The 21209-nt window shown below is 48.3% G+C and carries 18 protein-coding genes; 14 read left to right on the forward strand and 4 right to left on the reverse strand.

What is annotated here, in order from left to right:
• Nucleotides 1–13 precede the first annotated feature (13 nt).
• Complete coding sequence (locus tag QLG08_RS11670) at nt 14–1345, forward strand: DUF4038 domain-containing protein (protein ID WP_282472937.1); 1332 nt, start codon at nt 14–16, stop codon at nt 1343–1345.
• A 56-nt stretch (nt 1346–1401) separates the two neighbouring features.
• Nucleotides 1402–2421, forward strand: coding sequence for a hypothetical protein (locus QLG08_RS11675; RefSeq protein ID WP_013024977.1), 1020 nt, complete (start codon nt 1402–1404; stop codon nt 2419–2421).
• A gap of 99 nt (nt 2422–2520) precedes the next feature.
• Here QLG08_RS11675 and QLG08_RS11680 read toward each other — a convergent pair whose 3' ends face one another.
• The 3 genes from QLG08_RS11680 to QLG08_RS11690 all read right to left on the reverse strand — a co-directional run bounded on the left by QLG08_RS11680 (nt 2521) and on the right by QLG08_RS11690 (nt 8553).
• Entirely contained in the window at nt 2521–4131 is a 1611-nt protein-coding gene (locus QLG08_RS11680) for an FAD-NAD(P)-binding protein (RefSeq protein ID WP_282472938.1), read from the reverse strand.
• A gap of 300 nt (nt 4132–4431) precedes the next feature.
• Nucleotides 4432–7389 carry an autotransporter outer membrane beta-barrel domain-containing protein gene (locus QLG08_RS11685; protein WP_282472939.1) on the reverse strand — a complete coding sequence of 986 codons (2958 nt, stop codon included), beginning with the start codon at nt 7387–7389 and terminating at the stop codon, nt 4432–4434.
• Between the two features lie 993 nt (nt 7390–8382).
• A complete protein-coding gene (locus tag QLG08_RS11690; protein WP_015700785.1) occupies nt 8383–8553 on the reverse strand; it encodes a hypothetical protein in 171 nt (56 codons plus the stop codon).
• 353 nt (nt 8554–8906) lie between these two features.
• Between QLG08_RS11690 and QLG08_RS11695 the strand changes: the two genes are divergently transcribed.
• Complete coding sequence (locus QLG08_RS11695) at nt 8907–9695, forward strand: hypothetical protein (protein ID WP_238493106.1); 789 nt, start codon at nt 8907–8909, stop codon at nt 9693–9695.
• A 68-nt stretch (nt 9696–9763) separates the two neighbouring features.
• Here the strand turns inward: QLG08_RS11695 and QLG08_RS11700 are convergent, their stop codons facing one another.
• Complete coding sequence (locus QLG08_RS11700) at nt 9764–9889, reverse strand: hypothetical protein (protein ID WP_022623712.1); 126 nt, start codon at nt 9887–9889, stop codon at nt 9764–9766.
• 656 nt (nt 9890–10545) lie between these two features.
• Between QLG08_RS11700 and QLG08_RS11705 the strand changes: the two genes are divergently transcribed.
• From QLG08_RS11705 to QLG08_RS11755, 11 genes are all read left to right on the forward strand, one after another.
• Entirely contained in the window at nt 10546–11964 is a 1419-nt protein-coding gene (locus QLG08_RS11705) for a sugar porter family MFS transporter (protein WP_238493105.1), read from the forward strand.
• A gap of 586 nt (nt 11965–12550) precedes the next feature.
• Nucleotides 12551–13126 carry a type 1 fimbrial protein gene (locus QLG08_RS11710; protein WP_238493104.1) on the forward strand — a complete coding sequence of 192 codons (576 nt, stop codon included), beginning with the start codon at nt 12551–12553 and terminating at the stop codon, nt 13124–13126.
• 49 nt (nt 13127–13175) lie between these two features.
• Nucleotides 13176–13724: a fimbrial protein gene (locus QLG08_RS11715; protein ID WP_238493103.1), complete on the forward strand. Its 549-nt coding sequence runs from the start codon at nt 13176–13178 to the stop codon at nt 13722–13724.
• 48 nt (nt 13725–13772) lie between these two features.
• Nucleotides 13773–16262 carry a fimbria/pilus outer membrane usher protein gene (locus tag QLG08_RS11720; protein ID WP_238493102.1) on the forward strand — a complete coding sequence of 830 codons (2490 nt, stop codon included), beginning with the start codon at nt 13773–13775 and terminating at the stop codon, nt 16260–16262.
• Between the two features lie 55 nt (nt 16263–16317).
• Entirely contained in the window at nt 16318–17052 is a 735-nt protein-coding gene (locus QLG08_RS11725) for a fimbria/pilus periplasmic chaperone (protein ID WP_116197496.1), read from the forward strand.
• Nucleotides 17053–17070: 18 nt separating this feature from the next.
• A complete protein-coding gene (locus QLG08_RS11730; RefSeq protein WP_116197495.1) occupies nt 17071–17670 on the forward strand; it encodes a fimbrial protein in 600 nt (199 codons plus the stop codon).
• Nucleotides 17670–18209 carry a fimbrial protein gene (locus QLG08_RS11735; protein WP_181899109.1) on the forward strand — a complete coding sequence of 180 codons (540 nt, stop codon included), beginning with the start codon at nt 17670–17672 and terminating at the stop codon, nt 18207–18209. The genes QLG08_RS11730 and QLG08_RS11735 overlap by 1 nt, the downstream gene beginning before the upstream one ends.
• A gap of 24 nt (nt 18210–18233) precedes the next feature.
• Nucleotides 18234–18887, forward strand: a complete 654-nt coding sequence (locus QLG08_RS11740) for an EAL domain-containing protein (protein ID WP_282472940.1) — start codon at nt 18234–18236, stop codon at nt 18885–18887.
• 366 nt (nt 18888–19253) lie between these two features.
• The gene (locus QLG08_RS11745) at nt 19254–20006 is read left to right on the forward strand and encodes a fimbria/pilus periplasmic chaperone (protein ID WP_116197492.1); all 753 of its coding nucleotides are present in this window, start codon (nt 19254–19256) and stop codon (nt 20004–20006) included.
• A 66-nt stretch (nt 20007–20072) separates the two neighbouring features.
• On the forward strand, nt 20073–20603 hold the full coding sequence (locus QLG08_RS11750) for a fimbrial protein (protein WP_116197491.1): 531 nt from the start codon (nt 20073–20075) through the stop codon (nt 20601–20603).
• A gap of 13 nt (nt 20604–20616) precedes the next feature.
• Nucleotides 20617–21132 (forward strand): fimbrial protein, encoded by a 516-nt coding sequence (locus QLG08_RS11755; protein ID WP_238493101.1) that lies wholly within the window; start codon nt 20617–20619, stop codon nt 21130–21132.
• The last annotated feature ends 77 nt before the right edge of the window (nt 21133–21209 follow it).

Below are 21209 nucleotides of genomic sequence, written 5' to 3' on the forward strand. Positions count from 1 at the left end.
TCAGGAGTGGTAGATGAAAAAATTAACGGTTCGTGACAGAAGTTTTTATCAGGATGATCGCCCCTTTTTCTATACGGCCTGTACTGCCTGGGAGCTGTTTCACAAACTGACGCTGACAGAGGCAGAAGCGTATTTAACAAATCGGGCAAAAAAAGGCTTTAATGTGATTCAGGCCGTTGCCCTGTGTGAGCTTGACGGTTTACAGACGCCGACTTACGAAGGCGGACATCTGCCCTTTAGGGATTTAACGTCTCTGATCCCCAATGAAGCCTATTTTGATCATCTGAGGCGAGTCACCGACATCGCCAATTCGCGAGATCTCTATATCGCCCTGGTGCCGATGTGGGGGTCACACTGGAGTGTGAACAACAGTTGGGGAGCGGCCAAAACGCCCTTATTTAACGCAGAAAACGTTCAGGCATTCTGTCGGTATCTCAGTGACAAGCTGCAAGGCACGGGCATCATATGGATGATCGGCGGTGATCGTGCAGTGCAAACCCCGGAACAACGCCAGCTGATGGAAAATATGGCCCAAGGGTTGCGACAGGGCGGCAGTGGCGATGCGCTGTTGACCGTGCACTCGCAGGGCGGGCGAAGCACGCTGGACATGTTGGGCGATCGGCCCTGGCATGATTTTATCGTCTGGCAATCGGGACACATGGGTGAGGCTTATCCGTCGTGGCGCGCCATTGAAATGGATTACCAGCGTCAGAGCAAGCCGGTTCTCGATGCTGAACCCTGCTATGAAGCCCATCCGATCATGTGTCAGCATCAGTTCCGTCGTGCACAGGAGGCCAGCCGCTTTACCGATCGTGAGGTGCGCCGCAGCAGCTACTGGTCAGTCTTTGCGGGGGGCGCGGGCATTACCTATGGTTGCTACAGTCTCTGGCAGATGCGCCGACCGGAAGATGACGCCGTGGCGATACCTGAAAGCGCAGCGAGTACTTATCAGGGCGATACCATTCCATACTGGTTTGATGCGCTTGACTATCCCGGCGCCTTTGCCATTGGCATCCTGCGACGGTTTATTGAATCCCTGCCTGACTGGCATCTACGGGTTCCCGATCGGTCTTTACTTATCAATCCTAATCCCAGCGATCAACGCCACTGTGGTGTGATGCGCGATCACCAGCAGCGCTGGATAGCGGTATATATTCCGCAACAGCAAAATATCACCCTGGATATCAGCGCCTTTGCCGCCACGGGATTCGAAACAGGATGGTTTGATCCCCGCTATGGCATCATGAACTGGCTGAGCAATGATATGTCGGAGACCTTCTTCCTTAACATCGACCCACCCGCCAGCGGAAATGACTGGATACTCGTGTTGAGAGCAAATTCCTGATAAGGCGAACTGTGTTACTGTCCGCTCAGAAGCGCAGAGCGGGCAGAGGGTCGTGAATGGATTACAAGAAGCAGATCTTGAATATTCTGCACAGCGAATGCGAGTCACGGGCAGAGATGACGCGCCGCCTGGGTGTGACGAAGGCCTACGTGACAAAATTGACGTCGCAGCTGCTGGAAGAGCGGGTTATTGAGGAGCGGGACGTAAAGGACAGTGCGTTTGGCCGACCTCAACAGTTGCTGGCGGCAACGCCGGGCCAGTTTTTCAGCGTCAATATTATGCTTCGCAAAGGCCAGCTCCAGGCGATGCTAAACGACTTCAATACGCAAGTGCCCGCGCTGGCGCACCACAGGATCTCGTTGCCTGCCCTGCTAACGCCACAACGCCTGGTTGCCTTTATCGCCACCAGCGTTGCGGCGTTATGCCTGTCAGGCAATGTCCGTCAGCAGCAGGTCAACGTAATAAGCGTGGCGTTGCAGGGCGGCATCGAGCATTTCACCGGCGTCGTACGTTATTGCCCGTTGTTCAGTGAGACGAACGTGGCGCTTAAAAAACGGATTGAAGACGCGATGTGTATCAGCACACAGATTTTTAATATTGCGTTCTGCACCACCTTTCAGTTGGCTCAGCGCTTACCTTACTCATCGTGGGTGGCGTTTATGCCTGGGTTTGGCAGCCTGGGCTATGGGCAATGTATTCACGGCGAGCCGGTACTGGGTGAGAACGGATTTTATCCGGAGATAGTGCATTTACCTTATGAGGGCGGTATCGAGCAGGCCTTTGCTGTCGATCCGGATAACCAGCCCGCAACGGTACTGGCCACCGCCAGAGCGCTCTGTTTTGCTATCTGCTGCACCGCACCGATTCACAATATCAGACACGTGATTGTCACCGGTGAGCTGTTTGAAGACTATGGCGACGAGGTGCTGCCACTGGCGCAGGCGATACTCGCAGCGAATGCAGACACGCATATCAGCGGTATCCGCATTAAACATGATAAAACTGGTTATCACTATGGCGTCAAAGGGTTGGTGCAACTGAGTTCTGACGCCATCACAGAGCATATTCTGCCTTAATCACGTGCCGGAATCAGGTAGCTGATGCCAGAGCCGGACGACGAGATGCGCTGTCGCCCAGTCGTTTCAGCGTTAACAAGATAGCGGCATCGCGTTGCCCTAGGGTTCAAAACACGCCAGGCGCTTTCGGGGACGTGAAGGTGATTCCACAAGCGTACTGGCGATGGCGGCACCGATCTCGGCACACACCGTGAGTCCCTGCACAAACGGCTGGTCATGCATTAAATAGGGCAGGGCGGCCAGGGCAATGCGTCCACGGGCAGATTCAGGAGACAGCAAAGTATAATCGTCACCCACATCCGGAATCTCATCGCCGCAGCGCTGGATCTGCTGTTTCAGTGTTGCAAAGGGCAGATCGCGGGTCTTAAGAGCCTTTTGCCCTCGCGCATCAATAAACACGTCAAACGTTCGCTGTTGCCCCTCAGTCGTAATCAGCGTTTTCTGCTGTTGCCTTCGCAGTTCATACTCTTCGCCAAGGGCAAGGATGCTGATGATTCCGGCCTCTCGTAAGGCCAGCAGTCGACGGATGGATTGAGAAGGAATCGCCGCGTAGTTATCAATAAACACTTTAGCGAGGCCACCTGAAAAGCGTTTACTGTCGCTTTCGTTAAGGAAGGGAACGATTTCCTCAACCACCTCGTGCAGCCGCAAAAGGGTATAGCGCCAGGGCACGGTGTGCCTGTCGCGTTTGTTGCGTTCGACTTCATTCAAGTTAGCGCTGGCCCAGTGGAAAGGATCCTGTTTATGTCGGTTGGCAAACCAGGCTTCTGCAAGGCTGTCGGCAGTGAGTGCTTTCAGATCAATCGTTTTGCTCCACGCGGGCGCAGCCTCCTCCAACTCCTCAACCATCAGTGCAAATACGCGATCGAGTAATCCGTCAGCGCCTGCCTCAATCGCGTTATCGATGGCATTTTGGGTAACGACGCTCAGTGGCTCATAGGGAATCGGGCAGTAGAAATCGGCTTCTGGCAGAATGCCCGATCGTGACATTAATACGATCTTCAGGGCTTCGTGGCCTTTGTCCAATGTGAAGGCGATCGCGTCGTTGTCGCTTTCCTGAAAGTCACCATGCTGGATCGCCACGGCCATTGCGGCATCAATGCCACTCAGGGAGGTGCCCATAATACCCACGTGACATGCCGCTATTTTCGCTTCCATCAGACCGGACCAGGGGCTGGGGAAGTAGGTGCGGGTGGCGGCGCTGTCGTCTGGCCAGACATGGCCTGTGGCGATAACGACCTGATCAAATATTGCTGGGGCAGTATCGCCCTGCGTCCAGAGTTTTACGCCAGCATCGGTGGCCTCAAGATCGGTGACCTGACAGCGCTCATGTATTTTTACCTCGAAACCCTGTGCCGTTGCGCGGGACACCAGCGCTAAAAACCGATCGCGGAAATACTCGCCAAGCAGGATACGCGGCAGAAACTGACGGATATGCAGAGAGGCAGGATCGACGTGATATCGCCTGAGATGACTGTCGCTCTGGGCGCGTAGCCAGTCAATATAGGTCATAAATACAGGCGGGATTTCAATACTGGCAATGTTTGCCAGCATCATCCGGGAATTCTCTTCATCGTTATAGGGCATGCCAACACCGGCCTCATCACCCTGTTCGTAAACGGAAACGGACATCGGTACATGATGACCCAGAAGCGCATAAAACGTGTAGATACCGGTTGGCCCAGCGCCGACGATCGCGATCTTTTTCATCACTGTTCGCACCTTATTATTGTTATGGGGGGCGGTTGTAAGGCGTGTTTTGATCTCGCCGCAGGACAGGCAAAGCCTCAATACAGGTTTTTCCTTTCAGCCAGTATGATCAAGTTTACTCGAGTATTGCAGAACTGCGCGGAAGGGGAGCTGAGTGGAACGCCATCACGACAAATGCAGATTGTCCTGGTAGTGCGGTCGGCCTGAACAGGTTCATTCAGGCCGGTTTCTGTCATGGTACCCAAACGTAAAAACCGGACATCTGAGGTAATGGGCTGACGTGGAATATTATGCGAACATTCAGAACTGGTATTTTATCCCCAGCGTGCCCTGTGTATCGCTAAAGCCATTATCGCCGAGTTGTTGAGCAACGTTGCCCCACAGTTGCAGGCGAGCGTTGATCTGACCTTCGACGCCAAGTTTCAGTTCACCCACATCGCGCGCGCCTGTGATCGCATTGCTGATACCATTCATCATGACACTGTCGTTATGGGTGTTATGGATCCAGTTGGCCTCAATAAACGGCTGGAAAGTGCGATCTTTGCCCTCATCACTGATGTGATTTCCCTGCTGATAAAACTTCATGCCCAAACGGGTCTGCAGATTTCCGTTGGTGTTGTTGACAACATGTGTGCCGTTATTTTCGATGTGATCGTCAGCCTGCACGTCCATCCAGGTAAGCTGTATCTTTGGCTGTAGCCAGTAACGCGTGCGGCCATCGCGGCTCTCTCCTGTCTGAAAGGTGTAGCCCGTTTCAAGGGCAGCGGTGATCCCATCAGCATGATATTTTTCCGTCGCCAGATTTTGCCCGGTAACCTGATTATCGAACCAGTTGTACAGCATCCATGCATCGACATAGGCCCCGGTTTTCTCTTTCTGGTTAGCGTACCAGGTGCCGTACAGGCCTACGCTGTAACCGTTAATGTCTCCACGTGAGGTATAGCCATTCGCTTTAGAATGCGTGCGGCTCTGGTTATTGGCGTAGCCGGTCATCAGGCCAAGGTGCCAGCGATCCAGTCCATTGCGGCTCCACTGTGCGATATCGCCGCCGAGCTGCATCACGTAACGATTACTTTGGGTATGGAGTTTGCCGGAAGCATCTCTGAAGCGGTTATGCCCACCGATATGGCGCATCCACAGGCTCGTGACTTTTTGTTCGCCCGTTAACCTGTCGGTGTATTGTGTTTCACCCAGGCGGTCGTGGAGGCGGGTATGGAACAGCGTGTTGGCCGCACGGGCATTTGCCAGATAGCTGCCAAATTCGGGACGGTACGCTTTTTCGCTGGCAAGAAACCAGTTGCTGTCTTTTTTAACTACATCGTAATCATAGGCCCCGGCGACGATTCGGCCTGATTTTGCAAAGGTACCGGCGGAATCACCTTTAACCGTGACAATTTCAATGCCCTTATCGGTCAGTGCTCCCTGTCCGCCCAGATTATTGATACTGACCCAGGTATGGCCGGCCGTATCGCCATTGACGATCAGTCGGTCAGCAGTGCCATTGTCACCTTCGAGAACGCTATTCAGGACCAGGTTGCCGTTATCCCCTGAATAATCACCCTCAATGGTTAACCTGTTGTCACTGTTTCGCTCAATGCCCAGATCGAGGGAGCCTGCATTATTTACCTTACCCGCAAGAGTGACATCCCGGACCGCAGAAGAAACGTTAACCCTTCCCCCTGATGCGATAGTGATCTGATCTGCATTGAGATCGCCGGAAAGGGTTAACGTCGCATTACGGGTCTGCGCTGCGTTGCCAACATTAATGATATTCCAGTTCAGAATGGCGACATCGCCTGCTGCCCCCTCAGAAAAAGAAGAACCCGTCAGTGACTGGTTGATATTGAGGGTAGTGATACTGTCCTCAGGATCATCGTCATCGTTTCCATTTATCACTGTCAGGCCGCTTACATCTGAACCCTGATTAAGATTCAGGATGTTATTCCCGTTTCCCAACAGAATCTGTCCGGAAACTTTGGCGCCGTTATTCAGGTTTACCGTTGCATCAGAATGAGTAGACCTGATTGCAATACCTGAGGCGGCTGAAATATCCGCACCCTGGTTCAGGTTGATGGTAGTTTTTCCGTCATTACCTCTAAAATCTGTATTGATACCGGCGACGCTACCGCCAATAACCTCACCCGATATATTCACAGTCGTGGCGCCCGTTTCGCGGTTTAAGATATCTATGCCTGACTGAGTACCTGAAATTTTTCCCTGAATCTGAGTGAAGGCGATATCGCCGCCGTCCATGGTCGAGACGCTGACACCGGAGCCATTTTCACCCACGATTTCACCGCGGGTGGTAACGGAAGTATCGCCGCGACTGTGATTGTTCGCGTAGATACCATGCTCACCGCCGGTTATTTTGCCGCCAGATTGCACAATGGACAGATTGTTTGCGCTCTCAGCATTGTCGACGTAAATGCCTGAACCGTTAGTGCCTGTGACGTTACCTGCTGTCAGGATGGTGGTATCACCGATTCCGTGGTTGAAGGCATAGATACCGTAATGGCCCCCAGTGATGCTGCCATCTGACTGCATCACCAGGATGTCTTGTGCCGAAGCATGATTATCGACAAAAACGCCCGCGTATTCACCTGAGACATCACTGGTTGTGATGATGGACGTGTTTCCGGTACCTTGGTTAGATGCCTGAATACCGTTAAATCTGCCGGTTATTTTTCCGCCAGACTGCATGATGGAGAGGTTTTTTGCCGTGCTGCCATTCAGGGCATTAATACCGTTATTCGATTCTCCCTTCACCTCGCCGGATACCGCGATAAACGTATCGGCCGTTCCCATATACTGCGTTTGGATGCCATTCTGTTCCCCTGATATTGTGCCTGCTTCCTGAATAAGGGTGATTGCGCCTGCCTCGTAGGACGTAATGATTTCAATACCATCGGCTCTTTTCGCCACCACAGTGCCGGAAATGTTAAGCGTGGTGTCGCCCGTACCGGTATTTTCAATATTTATCCCTGAACCATCGGCTACGATAATGCCGCCTTCCTGCTGCGTAATGGTCAGGGATGAACCCGTGACGGATAAGCCATATCCGCTATCGGTATTAATGTAAGACGTCCCGTCCAGCACGACGTCGAGGACATCGCCTGTCAGGTTTTGTGTGTCATGATCGGCGCCACTACAGGTGTATTTGTTCCCTTCTTGGCTACAGACCGCCTCTGCAGGGGCATTCATTAATCCAAACGTACTCATCACCGTAGCGATAACAAACTTACGCGTTGTTCTGCTCATTGTTATTTATTCATCCATTTATTTCATCGATGTTTTTCTTAGCGTAATGGGGTTGTTAAATGTTCAGAAGATCGCTTTTCATCAGGCAGGAACATTCTTTTTAAGCATTCTGTTAAAATAATTATTTTTAATGTTAATATTTTAAATAACGCATCCGTTAACTTATGAATTAACATTAAGGATTAACGCTTTATTCTTAATGATAATTATTATTAAATTAATGTGACGTCATTTTTATACACCTGGTGGTGTGGCTGACTGAATGTTTTAATCTGCTCGAAATTAGGTTAATTAAATGTATAGAAATACTCCTTAATCCTAAGCGGAGCGTGAAAGTTATTTTGCAGAGATGCTGACCATTTAAAAATAGTTAATATCGATCGGTACGGCGTTCCTGATAGGTCGAGGCTATTGCACATAATTAATTGATCGATACGTCCTGTTTATTCGTAAGAGAAGCTCACGTTTGAATACAAGGCGATAGAGAAGAGACAACAGGTATCTTCTGTTGATGTCGATGAAAATGAAGAAATTAGGTGCGTGGCGTTTGGCAGGTTTTAATCGGTTGCTTAATTATTTAGATTCACAGTAAATGCAATAATAATATTTTCGTCGGGGTAATGTTTGATAAGAACGTGAAGGAAGACTTCATTAATGAGAGATGGATCACGAATATCTGGGATGACAGACGCGTCATTTGTGGTGGTCGATAAAATATTTTTCAGTCTGGACAGGAAAAATCTTAAATCTGCTCCCTTATGGTTGAGGGTGAAATGTTAATATAATAATCAAATTAAGAACGGTAATGAAACACCACCGTGCGGGACTTTTTCTGTCAGGGGGATAAATAACGGCGGCATCCAGAGGATAATAACCGTGCTTAGCGGCTGTCATTTGCCGGCGCTGTACAGCCATTTTGCGCGTCTGGTGGAAAGTTAAATCAGATTTACGCAAACACAAAGTGAAAAAACCGGCTCAGCGCCGGATTTTTATTTAAGCCTGTGGCTGGCCTACAGGGCCTTTACCTAACGGGCCGCCTGGAACAGATTGCCCGCTTGGCGCATGTGGACGACCATCATTGCCCACAGCACCGCTGTCCTGCTGGCAACCCGACATCATTAAAAGGCTGGAAACAATCAATAAACCGCTCAAAATGCTTTTCATGTCTTTCCCTCGTGATGAATACACTATAAAACAGCTCGCCTGATAAGCCTGGTCGGTATTTCTGCTAAGTCAATGTTGGTGGGAAAAAGTAAGCCATATCATCAGGTTGACGGTAGTGAATCCAGACTGTGCAATGTAATGCCGGGAAACTGCTGTGCTGACCTTTGGCTAAGACGGCAGAGAACATATCCAGCCTTGTAATCCGAAGCCACGATGACAGACAGATCTGTAAAGAGCGATCATCCGGATGTGCAACCCGAGAAAAGAACCAGGGCGATACCAACGACGCAACAATTGATGAAACCCACGTACCTGAATGGGCTGATAAACAGCCGCATTACGCGAAGAATGAAATGGACTTTCATTTCTTGTTTCGTGAAAGTGCTGCATTCATGTGTTCATCTGGCTATGCTACCGACATGATGTTTAACGATATCTCAGGAGAGAAGATGACGGCGGCCGCTTATATTGACGCTCTCTACGCGCAGCGTAACAGGGAAACCCAGCAATGCTGGCGGCAAGAAACAGCGAGTGCACATCAGCAAGCAGACAAGTTTTTCTATCCTGCCGGGCTTCACGCCCTGACCAGTGGCATTCAGCCCGTCCTGAATCCGCAAATTCAGTCACTCCTTGCCGATCTTCGTGGCTTAACTCAGGGGGATCCGCTGGCAGACGTCATGCGGGCCGAACATTTTCACGTTACCTTCCTGCCCGTCACGCCAGCGCGCTATCAAAGCCCGCAGCAGCTCCCGGCTTTGGCGGGCCTGAGGGATGCCTTTCGCCAGAACGTGACCGACTCGTCACTCAGGGTTGACGCATTACGGCTGGTGGCGCTTCCCGATCAACTGCTACTGGCAGGTATTCCTGAAGACCACGCCGTAGCGCAAAGAGCAGCATGCTGGAATGCGCTGCTGTCACTGGAAGAGTGGCGGGATTTGCTTCTGCAAAGACATGGTGGAAAAACAACGCCACCGGAATACTGGCACACCACGTTGCTACGTTATCGTTCAACAAGCCTGCCCGACACGCTCAAATCGTATTTTACCGACAATATGCACCGAAGATATGGGGCCATTTCGGGCGACATCAGGCTGGTATTTGCGGTTTATAACTGGTCTGATCGAGAAACGATAACAGTTTAATCCGGAAAGATCCCATGATGAACAGGGATTCTAAAGTATCGCCAGGCGGCGCGGAAATGTGGCCGTTATTAATCGTAGTCACCGTTCTCGTAATGGGGCGAATAACGGTCATCAAGCATTTCCTGGATAGCCATCAAACCCAGGATAAGAATCAAATTAATAAAGAACAGTAATAATAAAATGATGCTGGTCATTGCCTGTTTCCTGTCGTCACTTTTCCTTGAGGATGAACGCTCCAAACACGGCAGACAGGGAAAGTGACTGTTAAAAAATGATGTAAAAGGAAAGGGCGCGCATTGGGTCGAACAAGAACGTGTAAAAAAACGGTATTTCGTCGTTGTCACCCTCAGGTAATAAATTGATGCGCTTTGCTGTGCAGTATTGTATTGCCTAAATGAGCAGCAAGAAGCATCGATAACCAGAAAAGTAAATTACGATATTTCATCGCGTGTGCGGTGAGCGTGGTTAACAAGAATACGGGTACATAGCGGCTATTTATTCTTATACGATGCATCATATCGTCAGCGCGGCACCGTGACGGTCAGGTCTTCTGGCGACTCTTCATGCAAGACTGGCGCGATGATGGCTTAGGTTAATTACCCGCCGGGTTTGGATGGTTCCACGGGTCAGCGGTCACCATCGGGCTTTTTACACATTATCGCCAAAAAAAGCGTGTTGAAATATCAGGTCATAAAACGATAAATGCGCCCTCCCTCATTCAGTGAGATCTGCATCACACTTAGAGTGGGATCAGTAAAATCGTCCATATCCTGACCTCATTTGCCCTCATCGCCCGCTATCGCTACTTTATATGCTGCATGGACACGACATGTTGTATGAGCGGAGCTTAATGATGTCTCATGTAAATACTTTCACTATTCAAAGCGAACATAAGCAAAAAGTTCGTCGTATGAACCTGTTCATCTCAGTTTCAGCCGCGTTAGCCGGGCTGCTGTTTGGACTGGATATTGGCGTGATTTCCGGTGCGCTACCTTTTCTGACTCATCATTTTAGCCTGAGCAGCCATGAGCAGGAGTGGGTGGTCAGCATCATGATGCTGGGTGCCGCGCTAGGGGCGCTATGTAATGGCTGGGTATCGCATCGGCTTGGCCGAAAATACAGCCTGATGGCGGGCGCCGTGCTGTTTGCTATCGGATCGCTCGGTTCCGCGGGCGCAACCAGCGTTGAAATGCTGTTGATCTTTCGTCTGCTGCTGGGCCTGGCCGTTGGCGTGGCATCCTATACCGCGCCGCTTTATTTATCTGAAATGGCCACTGAAAACGTGCGTGGCAAAATGATAAGCCTGTATCAGCTGATGATTACCCTGGGCATCGTAATGGCCTTTATATCGGATACTGCTTTTAGCTACAGCGGTAACTGGCGGGCCATGCTGGGGGTTCTGGCCATTCCCGCCGTTGTACTTTTTATTATGGTCATTTTCCTACCGAACAGCCCACGCTGGCTGGCGGCTAAGGGGATGCATATTGAGGCGGAGAAAGTGCTGCGCATGCTGCGCGATACGTCGGAAAAAGCCCGCCAGGAACTCAATGAGATTCGGGAAAGTCTGCGCATGAAGCAGGGCGGTTTTTCGCTTTTCAAAAGCAATAAAAATGTCAGGCGTGCGGTCTTTATGGGCATGTTATTGCAGGGCATGCAGCAGTTTACCGGGATGAATATCATCATGTATTACGCGCCGCAGATTTTTAAAATGGCGGGCTTTAAAAGCACTCAGGAGCAGATGATCGCCACCGTTATCGTTGGCCTGACCTTTATGTTTGCCACTTTTATTGCCGTTTTTACCGTAGACAAAGCGGGCAGAAAACCCATCCTGAAAATTGGCTTCTCGGTGATGGCCTTTGCCACTCTGGTATTAGGTTACTGCCTGATGAAAGCAGGGCAGGGAAATATCAGCAGCAGCCTGTCCTGGGTTTCTGTCGGCATGACCATGTTATGTATTGGTGGATACGCAATGAGTGCAGCACCCGTCGTCTGGATCCTGTGTTCTGAAATCCAGCCGCTAAAATGCCGTGACTTTGGTATTACCTGTTCCACCACGACGAACTGGGTGGCGAACATGATTATCGGTGCGACATTTTTGTCGCTATTGGGCAGCATCGGCGCGGCCGGAACCTTCTGGCTGTATACCGGGTTTAACCTGGTGTTTATTGTCATTACTGTGTACCTGGTGCCGGAAACCAAGAATGTGACGCTGGAACGGATTGAGAGGAATTTGATGTCAGGTGAGAAGTTGCGGGATTTGGGGCGATAACTAACGATGTGAAGACAATACAATTTAAATGTATTGTCTTTCTTTTACCAAAATGTTTAGTTAAACCCAGAATAATTTTTTATTTAACAGCCTCCATTAATCACTACGGAAACTTTAGATTCCTGACTCAATATGCTTTACAGCGCATTATCCCGCCCTGTTTTTGAACGCTTTGTTCAGCTTCACTCTTTGGCCCACCACTTTCAATCATCTTGTCCACTCCTTATTTATCATTTACCCGTTATGTTCTGCAGGCGATATCTGTTTTATGTACCAACAGCAGATTACTTCAACGAATGTATACGACGTAATCTCTCAAATGATGTTTGCTGCCTTAATCTTTATTGGTTTTTTATTCTTTATATTTGGTCCTTATTGGTTTTTTATGTCGTAATTATAATTATACCTGGCCTGCTTGTCTGTTGTTTGGTTTTTGGTAGCATAATCCTCCTCGTCAAAAGCAACGCAGAAAACGTAACGACACGTCATCTCAATAGCCTGATCAAAGAAAAGGCCCCTTATGAGATCGTCGTGCTTTTGGCATCAGAGGATGTCTTTCCAAATTTTAAACACGGGATTGAATGTAATGAAATTGAATAAACTCGCATCAGTACTGGCTCTTAGTTTAAGCATGGCTGCGATTTCAAACGTTTATGCAGTAGACGACGTTGCTAACCAGGGCCAGGGTAAAATTACCTTTACCGGTTCTATTATTGATGCGGCCTGTTCTATTAGCCCAGAAACATCCGATCAGGAAGTCTCACTGGGTCAGATCGCAGCGTCTCAACTGGCCGACAACGGTACATCTAAACCCGTCAATTTTGAAATTGACCTGCAGCACTGCACCATGAATACCACTAAGGATTCAGATAGCGGTGAAGTTACACAAACTGCACCAGCAGTAACCGTGACCTTTGGGGGTTCACCCGCAGTGGCAGGTGACAACACCTGGTTTGGTATCACCGGTACGGCATCCGGCGCGGGTGTGGTCATCACCGATGCATCCAGCAACAAAATTCCAGTTGGCGGTTCTACCACCGCGCGTGACCTGATTGAAGGTGATAACACTTTGAGTTTCTCAGCCTATGTTCAGGGCCTGGGTGACGAAGTGACCACCGGTGAATTTACCTCGATTGCTGATTTCACACTGGCTTACGAATAATTCCTGCGCAAAAGCATAAGTGCCCCTCTGGCTTGCCAGAGGGGCATTGATGGAGACTGGTATGTTCCTGCGTTGTTTTCTTGTCTCACTTTTTGTTGTCATTTGCCAATCAGTTCAGGCTGCACAATGGATTGATCGTGGACATGGACATGTTCACGTTAATGGCCAAATTCAGGAATCCGCATGCAGTATCCATACTGATGACGTCTGGCAGGAAGTGACGTTTCCCGTATTTTCTGCAAATGCTTTATTAAATAGTGGGCAGGAATATTCTTTTCCGTTTTCACTAAGATTAGTGAACTGCAAATTAGCCCGTAAAAATGGCAAAGAATGGAAAAGTGTCAGCGTCACATTTGAAGGTGACCGTGTCTTAACTCAACCTGATTTATTTTCCTTAACGGGGGAAGCGCAAGGATTTGCGCTGGCTGTGTCAGATAGTGAAGGCCATCAAGCAAGTCCTGGAGAAATGATGGAGGGCGTGCCGTTAAACCCAGAGGGTAATGAATTACAATATCGCTTAAGGGTTGTTCCAACAGGTGAAGAAATTCGAGAGGGAAAATGGTCTGGCATCATTCGTTTTATGGTTAGCTATCAATAAGTCTTATTTCTTTCTGTTAAATCAATTAAAATTAAGAAGACGATTTAAATGGATAAATCATTGTTATTATCGCGTTCAAAGCTGGGTGCATGCATACTGCTGGCTTTGACTGGATTTTCATTTCCTGTTTTCTCCGTAGAGTTTAATATGGATATTCTGGATGCTGAAGATCGTAATAATATCGATTTGTCACATTTCTCTGAAGCCGGTTATATTATGCCGGGCAAGTATTTGCTCTCGTTTAAAATCAATAACAGTACGATTGGCGATCAGGAAATTATCTTCAAAGAAGCTGCGTTTCCGGGCGATCAGAAATCACTGGTCAGAGCGTGCCTGACGCAAGAGCAGGTTGACATGCTGGGCTTACGCCCAGAAGCGCTGGCTAAAGTCATCTTTAATGAGACAAGAACCTGCGCCAACTTCGACGCACTTGAGGGCGTGATACTGAAAGGGGATCTGGGTCAGTCGACACTTGAGGTCTCTGTGCCACAGGCATGGTTGGAATATCAGGATGCAACCTGGTTGCCGCCTTCTCGTTGGGAAAATGGCATTTCTGGCGTCATGCTTGATTACAGCCTGAATGGCACGATGACACGCTCGGCGCAGGGCTCGCGCGCTCAGGACGCGAGCGGAAGTGGAACGCTGGGTGCCAATTTTGGCGCATGGCGCTTACGGGGGGACTGGCAAGGCAGTTACCGTCAAAGTGGTGGTCAAAACAGCACAACGACCAAAAATTTCAGCTGGGGGCGTTTTTATGCGTTTCGCGCCCTGCCATCCATTATGGCGAAAGTCACGCTTGGCGAAGATTATCTGTCATCTGATCTGTTTGACTCCTGGCGTTATACCGGTGCGTCCATCGTTAGCGATGAGAGCCAGCTTCCCCCGAAGCTGCGAGGCTATGCGCCTGAGGTAAGCGGTATCGCAAAAACCAATGCCAAGGTGACCATCAGCCAACAGGGACGGGTGCTGTATGAGACCACTGTTGCTGCCGGCCCCTTTCGTATACAGGAGTTAAACAGCGCGGTAAGCGGTGAGCTTGACGTAAAAGTGACTGAACAGGACGGCAGTGTACAAAATTTTCAGGTTACGACGGCAACAATCCCTTATCTGACCCGGCCCGGACAGTTTCGTTATAAGTTTGCCACTGGTCGCTCATCGAATTACAGCCACAGCGTTGAAGGCCCCGTATTTGGAACGGGAGAGGTTTCCTGGGGGATTAACAATAGTTGGTCATTATATGGCGGTGGCATCGTCTCACCTGACTATAAAAGTGCCGCAATAGGTCTGGGGCGAGATTTATATCAGCTGGGTGCTATTTCGGCAGACGTGACACAGTCGATGGCAAACCTGAACCATAACGAAAATGTGCAAGGCCGTTCTTACCGGATAAGTTATTCGAAACGTTTTGATTCGATAAACAGTGATATTACGTTTGCGGGCTATCGTTTTTCTGAACGGAATTATATGACGATGCCGGAATACCTTGATATCCGTTATCACGGCAGTACTCGGGGTAATAGTAAGGAACTCTATACGCTGACCGCCAGTAAAAGTTTTACCGACTTACGTTTATCGGCTTATTTTAGTTGGTCTCACCAAACCTACTGGAATAAACCCGAAACAGATCGCTACAGCTTATCGTTAAGTCGTTATTTTGATATTGGTGACTGGCATAATATTTCAACCTCGCTTTCCGCATCGCGCAGTGATTATAACGGGCGTAATGATGATGCTGTGTGGTTCAGTCTGGGTGTGCCTTTCGGCAAGGGAACCGCGAGTTACAACGGTAATTACAGCGGTAAATCGTTCAGTCAGACAGCCGGTTGGTATCAGTCTCTTGAGAACGGTGACAGCTATCGGCTGGCGACGGGAACACGCAGTGATAGAGATGGACACAATATGACCACCCAGGCCAGCGGAATGTATAACCATACGGGCGATCATGCGGACCTTACCGCGAACGTCAGCTGGCAGGAAAAAAGTTATACCTCAGCAAGCTTGTCTTTGAGCGGGGGAATGACAGCGACACGTGAGGGGGCCGCATTACATGGCTCAGGAGGGCGAGGCGGAACACGCATGATGATCAGTACTGATGGCGTGGCAGATGTCCCTGTTGGCCAAAACGGTAATACGAATGCGTTTGGTATTGCGGTGATGCCTTCGGTGCCCAGTTATTATCGTTCATCTGTCAGTATCGATGTCGATCGTTTGCCCGATGATATTGAAATGGGCGATGCCCCGGTGGTTGAAGCGGCGCTGACAGAAGGGGCGATTGGCTTTCGCCGTATTGATGTTTTAAAAGGTGCGAAGGTGGTGGCGATTCTGGGTATGCGAAATGGCTCACATCCGCCCTTTGGTGCCACCATTTTTAATGAGAAAAAACGCGAAGTCGGGATGGTCAGTGATGGCGGGCTTGCCTGGATCACAGGCGTCAATCCCGATGAAAAACTGAGTCTGCAATGGAATGGTAAAACACAGTGTACCGCTCGCCTACCTCATATCCTTCCAGCGAGTCAGTTAATTCTGCCTTGCGAATAGGCTGCCGAAAGGTTACCGGCAACGTTTTTCATGCTCAATTTTTGGATGGTTATTTATGAAATTTTCTAAACGCTTTATCTCAACATGGGTGGTGATTGGCGCGTTGTGCGGGGCTTTTAGCCAGCAAGCGCTGTCTGCCGTATCTCTTGACCGGACGCGCGCCATTTTCAATGGAACAGAAAAAAATCTTATTCTGAATATTGGAAATGACAGCACCAAAAAACCGTATCTGGCACAGGCGTGGCTTGAAGATGCGAAGGGTAAAAAACTTACCGATTATTTGATGGTCACGCCACCGATGCAACGGCTTGAACCTTCGCAAAAAAGTGTGATTCGGATTACTTCATTACCTTCGGTTAATACGCTGCCGCAGGATCGCGAAAGTTTATTTTATTTCAGCGTAAGAGAAGTGCCCCCTAAAAGCGATCATCCCAACGTCTTACAACTGGCACTGCAAACGAAAATAAAACTTTTTTATCGCCCAGCGGCTATCGTGGCAGAACGCTTCAGCCAGCACGATGATCAACTGGTTTTACATAAGATCAGTGGGGGATACAAAATCGTTAACCCGTCGCCTTATTATATAACGGTCATTGGCATTACGGGTAAGCCGGGTCAGGCCGTGGCGAAAGATTTTAAACCGGTGATGATTGCACCCAAATCCAGTGAAATCGTTCATTCAGCCCTGTTTCCGCAGCCCCATGTCATCACCATTAATGATTTTGGTGGAAAACCGATTATGGCTTATGACTGCCATGGCGATGTCTGTCAGGCAAAGGCCAAGAAATAGTTGGGTCAGGAATCTGGTATGCGCAATATATCTCGCTTTATCGTCTCTCTGTTATTCCTGTCGCCAGTATGCTTTGCTGCAAAGAACACAAACCCGGCAGATAACTGGGAGGTGGATGGTTTGAATGGCACGATTGTCGTTAATGGCATGATGCTGACTGAACCCTGCGCCATTGCCAGTGAATCACGTGAACAGGAGCTGGATTTAGGCGCGCTTTCACAACGTGAGTTAGAAAAAGTCGGTGATGTCAGTGTTCCCGTGGATATGCATATCATACTGGAGCACTGCCCTGGTGGTGTACACCAATTACATGAAAGCCAGGATGTGCGTCGTAATCTTTGGCTGGCCGACCAGAGTATCGCCAGCATGACAATTACGGGTGAAGAAGAGCCGTCAGATCCGCGTTTTTTTCGGCTTAAAGGGAGCACTTCGGGAATTTCTTTACGCCTTGAAGATGCGAAAGGCGAGCAGCTTATGCCTTCGGTGGCAGAGCACCCTCTGGCACTGAATCAGGGGCGTAACGATCTGATGCTCAAGGTGCAATTGAGACGCAACGAAATGCCCATAACCCCGGGCGAATGGACTGCTATTGTTCAGCTCGGAATGGAGTACGATTAATGCAGCAGCGTAACAGAGGCATCAACCGCTTTTTATTTACGATTTCGGGCTTGATATGCGTATCGCTGATGATTTTTTCGCTGCCCATAAAGGCGGATACTGATGTTGAGTTTTCAGGGGCGTTGATATCTGAGCCGTGTCAGATTGATTCTGAATCGGAAGACATGACGGTAGATTTTGGGCCGCTGGCGAAAAAATCTTTTATTGATACCAATGAATCAGTGAGTAAAAAATTTTCAGTTTTACTCAGGGAGTGCGATCCGGATATAGGGAGTAAAGTTGCTGTCCGTTTTAACGCCAGTAAAGATAATGCGGATTCAGATCTGTTTGCCGTAAACGGCACGGTATCCGGAATAGCCCTGAAAATAACCGACAGCGAAGGCGAAACGGTTAAGCCGAATGCACCACAGGAAGCCTTAGAGCTAAACAAGGGCGACACAGAACTGAACTGGCAGGCCAGTATTATAAAAACAGCAAGGGATGACATTATGACGGGTGATTTCTATGCTATTATTAACCTTTCATTAGAATATCCCTGATGATCATTGTTCAGGTGCTAAAATATGTTGAGTGTCATTCAGGGCATCAGATTGCAACCTATCGTTAGACTCGATAATAATAATGTTTTTGGATACGAGATACTCTCGCTACTGCCTTCTAATACCGATGTAGAGTGTTTTTTTCAGAAATTGCCCACTTCACTTTTTGTTACGTTATTAGAAAAGCAACTGATGAGCATCCGTCGTTTAACCTTATCCGGGCTACTGTTTATCAACATCCCCGTAGCGGTGCTTTTAAACATGGAGTTATCAGATATCACTTTTTTTCGGCATCCTGACAGCAGAATTGTTATTGAGGTTCAGGATGCGCAACACGTCGGAGAGATGACCGTTAAGCGTATCGCTAAACTAAAAGAGAGTATCAAAAGATTACAACATCTCGGATGGTCAGTCTGGCTGGATGATTACAGAACCGATATGGCAACGTGGCTAACTTTAGCTGAATTTAACTTCAATGGGATAAAGACAGATTATCACGAAATGCAGAAGTGCAGGAAAAACGGTACACCAATAAAACCACTCGTTGAGAGCGCTAAGCGATTTAGTCAGAACGTTCTTATCGAAGGTATTGAAACGGCACAAGATTTGTATCGTGCAATTGACAGTGGTGCTGCGCTGGGGCAAGGCTTTTTATGGCCTGAATCCACTGTGAGCTAAGTGGCCGAAATTCATGATTGCGAGAAAATCGCCTGATTGGTCAGCTAGTAAAGAATAAGCAGGATCTGAACATAACGTTAATCGTTACCTCCTCAAGATAAAAGCGAGCGTACACGCGACACAATATGCTGGCATGGGGCGATTAATCACTCAGGGAAGCCGTTTATCTCGTCATTTTTTCCCGGGAAGGAGTGAATGTCGTTGATCCCCCTGACGGGTTACTTAACGCTATCCACCATTAAAATTGCGTAAACTATCTCCACACTATCGCGGGCTGGTTTTTGCTTATTTACGCATCGTTTGTGTTGGGCTGTTAGGCAGGGAGGTTAAATCAGTCTTCATGTTAATCATTAATAAAGGTTTTATATGAAAAGCGTTTTAATACTGACTGCATTAATTGTTGCTAACGTAGCCTGTATGACTTCAGCGAATGCTGCGCTCACAATCGACCGATCTCGTCTGATTTATAACCAGGATGACAAATCGGTCAGCATTAATGTGACCAATCGCAATACGAAAGATCCCTATCTGGCTCAGGGCTGGATTGATGATGAGAACGAGAAAAAAGTCACCAACCTGATGATGGTCCTTCCTCCGGTTCAACGTGTAGAAGCGGGAGCGAAAACGCTGGTCAGGATTCAAAAATTAGCGGAAATTGAATCGTTATCCAAAGATCGTGAAAGCGTATTTTATTTTAATCTACGAGAAATCCCCCCTAAATCGGACAAGCCCAATACGCTAATGCTGGCGATGCAGACCCGATTAAAAGTGTTTTATCGGCCATCATCCCTTAAGGTAGACAGAATGGCCGATACCGTGCCGGGTACGACCAGCCTCACTTTAGCGAAACAAGGGGATGTTTATTACCTTAATAATCCAACTCCTTACTATTTTTCTTTTGTCGAGGGACGAACGGCAGAAAATGCAAAAGGTGTTGAGGCGTTTGAACCCGTCATGGCTGCGCCGAAAAGTAAAATTAAATTACCGGTTTCAGCCTCTAAGCTCGGTAATGCACCCGTGCTGATGTTTGTTAATGATTATGGCAGTCAGCGCCTGTTAACATTTACGTGTAACAACTCGATTTGCAAAGCCAGTAAAGTGGTCGTGCCTAAGGAATGACACGTCCAGTACAGCATTTACCATCAATCATCAAAATAAGACATCATTAAAAGCACGGAATAAAAAATGAAATTAATCAGGTTGAGAGCGCTACTGTTATTTCTGGTGGTGACGGGTGGACCTGTCTACGCTGTGAGTGAAGGTGATACTACGCAAATAAATGTATCCGGCACGATTGTGGAAAGTAGCGCCTGTACGATCAATGCCGCCACAGGCAATAAAATTGAAGTTTTTTTTGGTGATGACGTTTATATCGATAAAATAAATGGAAGTGATTATAAACAAACCCTCATCCCGATTACGCTGGACTGTTCTAACAGTGCGGGCCTGACGATGTCGTTAAAAATCAATGCCAGCGGTATAGGTGAAGGATGCGATAAGTATCTTTGTACCGATCACGAAGGTCTGGCGCTGAAGTTGTTTAAAGACAAGACGATAGATCTGAATGTTGGAAAAGAACTCAGCTTCGTTGTGGGAAAAAATGGCGTAGCAACCTCACCGCCGCTTATCTATGCCTCACCGATCATTACTGGGGCTCAAAAGCCTAAAGCGGGACTGTTCTTAAGCGCAGCGACCGTTGTTATTGATATTAAATAACCGGGGTTACAGAATGAAATGCAAAATATGTTTCTTTAGCCGCTTCTTGTTTAGCGTGATTACAGGTTATTTTTTGACATGTTTTACGCTCGTAATGGCCACTGAAACCGCCGAGGTGAGTTTCTCCGGAACATTACTGGAGTCCCCGCCCTGCGTGGTGAACAGCAATCGCGACATTGTGGTCGATTTTGGCGATGAAGTGATGACCACGCGCATTGATGGAACTCAGTATCGACAAAAGATAGAATTTACGCTCGACTGCACGTCGGCAATCAGCTCAAAACAAAAAATACGCATTTCTGGTGCAACAACCTCTGCGGGTTATGCAGGAGAGGTTATTTCTACCCCTAAAAAGGGGTTAGGTATTGCGCTTTATCATGACAGTGTCCGCTATTCACCGGGCGAGTGGCTTAATTTTAATGTGCCTAATATACCTGCCCTCTATGCGGTACCTGAAAAAAATAAAAATGAAGCTTTGAGTGGCGGCGTATTTAACGCAAAGGCTTCTCTTGTCGTGGAGTATCAATAAGAGCGGCCCGCTTGACTGAATTTTTAATTTATTACATGTATTTTTACTTTATTAAGGTAATCCGATATGGGATCCAT

It is taken from the genome of Pantoea sp. V106_11 (assembly GCF_029967885.1).
Lineage (GTDB): Bacteria > Pseudomonadota > Gammaproteobacteria > Enterobacterales > Enterobacteriaceae > Pantoea > Pantoea ananatis.

Excerpts from the sequence above, each read along its gene's own strand:
- QLG08_RS11670 (WP_282472937.1), top strand. The coding sequence starts at position 14 with ATGAAAAAATTAACGGTTCGTGACAGAAGTTTTTATCAGGATGATCGC.
- QLG08_RS11675 (WP_013024977.1), top strand. The coding sequence starts at position 1,402 with ATGGATTACAAGAAGCAGATCTTGAATATTCTGCACAGCGAATGCGAG.
- QLG08_RS11680 (WP_282472938.1), bottom strand. The coding sequence starts at position 4,131 with ATGAAAAAGATCGCGATCGTCGGCGCTGGGCCAACCGGTATCTACACG.
- QLG08_RS11685 (WP_282472939.1), bottom strand. The coding sequence starts at position 7,389 with ATGAGCAGAACAACGCGTAAGTTTGTTATCGCTACGGTGATGAGTACG.
- QLG08_RS11690 (WP_015700785.1), bottom strand. The coding sequence starts at position 8,553 with ATGAAAAGCATTTTGAGCGGTTTATTGATTGTTTCCAGCCTTTTAATG.
- QLG08_RS11695 (WP_238493106.1), top strand. The coding sequence starts at position 8,907 with ATGGACTTTCATTTCTTGTTTCGTGAAAGTGCTGCATTCATGTGTTCA.
- QLG08_RS11700 (WP_022623712.1), bottom strand. The coding sequence starts at position 9,889 with ATGACCAGCATCATTTTATTATTACTGTTCTTTATTAATTTGATTCTT.
- QLG08_RS11705 (WP_238493105.1), top strand. The coding sequence starts at position 10,546 with ATGATGTCTCATGTAAATACTTTCACTATTCAAAGCGAACATAAGCAA.
- QLG08_RS11710 (WP_238493104.1), top strand. The coding sequence starts at position 12,551 with ATGAAATTGAATAAACTCGCATCAGTACTGGCTCTTAGTTTAAGCATG.
- QLG08_RS11715 (WP_238493103.1), top strand. The coding sequence starts at position 13,176 with ATGGAGACTGGTATGTTCCTGCGTTGTTTTCTTGTCTCACTTTTTGTT.
- QLG08_RS11720 (WP_238493102.1), top strand. The coding sequence starts at position 13,773 with ATGGATAAATCATTGTTATTATCGCGTTCAAAGCTGGGTGCATGCATA.
- QLG08_RS11725 (WP_116197496.1), top strand. The coding sequence starts at position 16,318 with ATGAAATTTTCTAAACGCTTTATCTCAACATGGGTGGTGATTGGCGCG.
- QLG08_RS11730 (WP_116197495.1), top strand. The coding sequence starts at position 17,071 with ATGCGCAATATATCTCGCTTTATCGTCTCTCTGTTATTCCTGTCGCCA.
- QLG08_RS11735 (WP_181899109.1), top strand. The coding sequence starts at position 17,670 with ATGCAGCAGCGTAACAGAGGCATCAACCGCTTTTTATTTACGATTTCG.
- QLG08_RS11740 (WP_282472940.1), top strand. The coding sequence starts at position 18,234 with ATGTTGAGTGTCATTCAGGGCATCAGATTGCAACCTATCGTTAGACTC.
- QLG08_RS11745 (WP_116197492.1), top strand. The coding sequence starts at position 19,254 with ATGAAAAGCGTTTTAATACTGACTGCATTAATTGTTGCTAACGTAGCC.
- QLG08_RS11750 (WP_116197491.1), top strand. The coding sequence starts at position 20,073 with ATGAAATTAATCAGGTTGAGAGCGCTACTGTTATTTCTGGTGGTGACG.
- QLG08_RS11755 (WP_238493101.1), top strand. The coding sequence starts at position 20,617 with ATGAAATGCAAAATATGTTTCTTTAGCCGCTTCTTGTTTAGCGTGATT.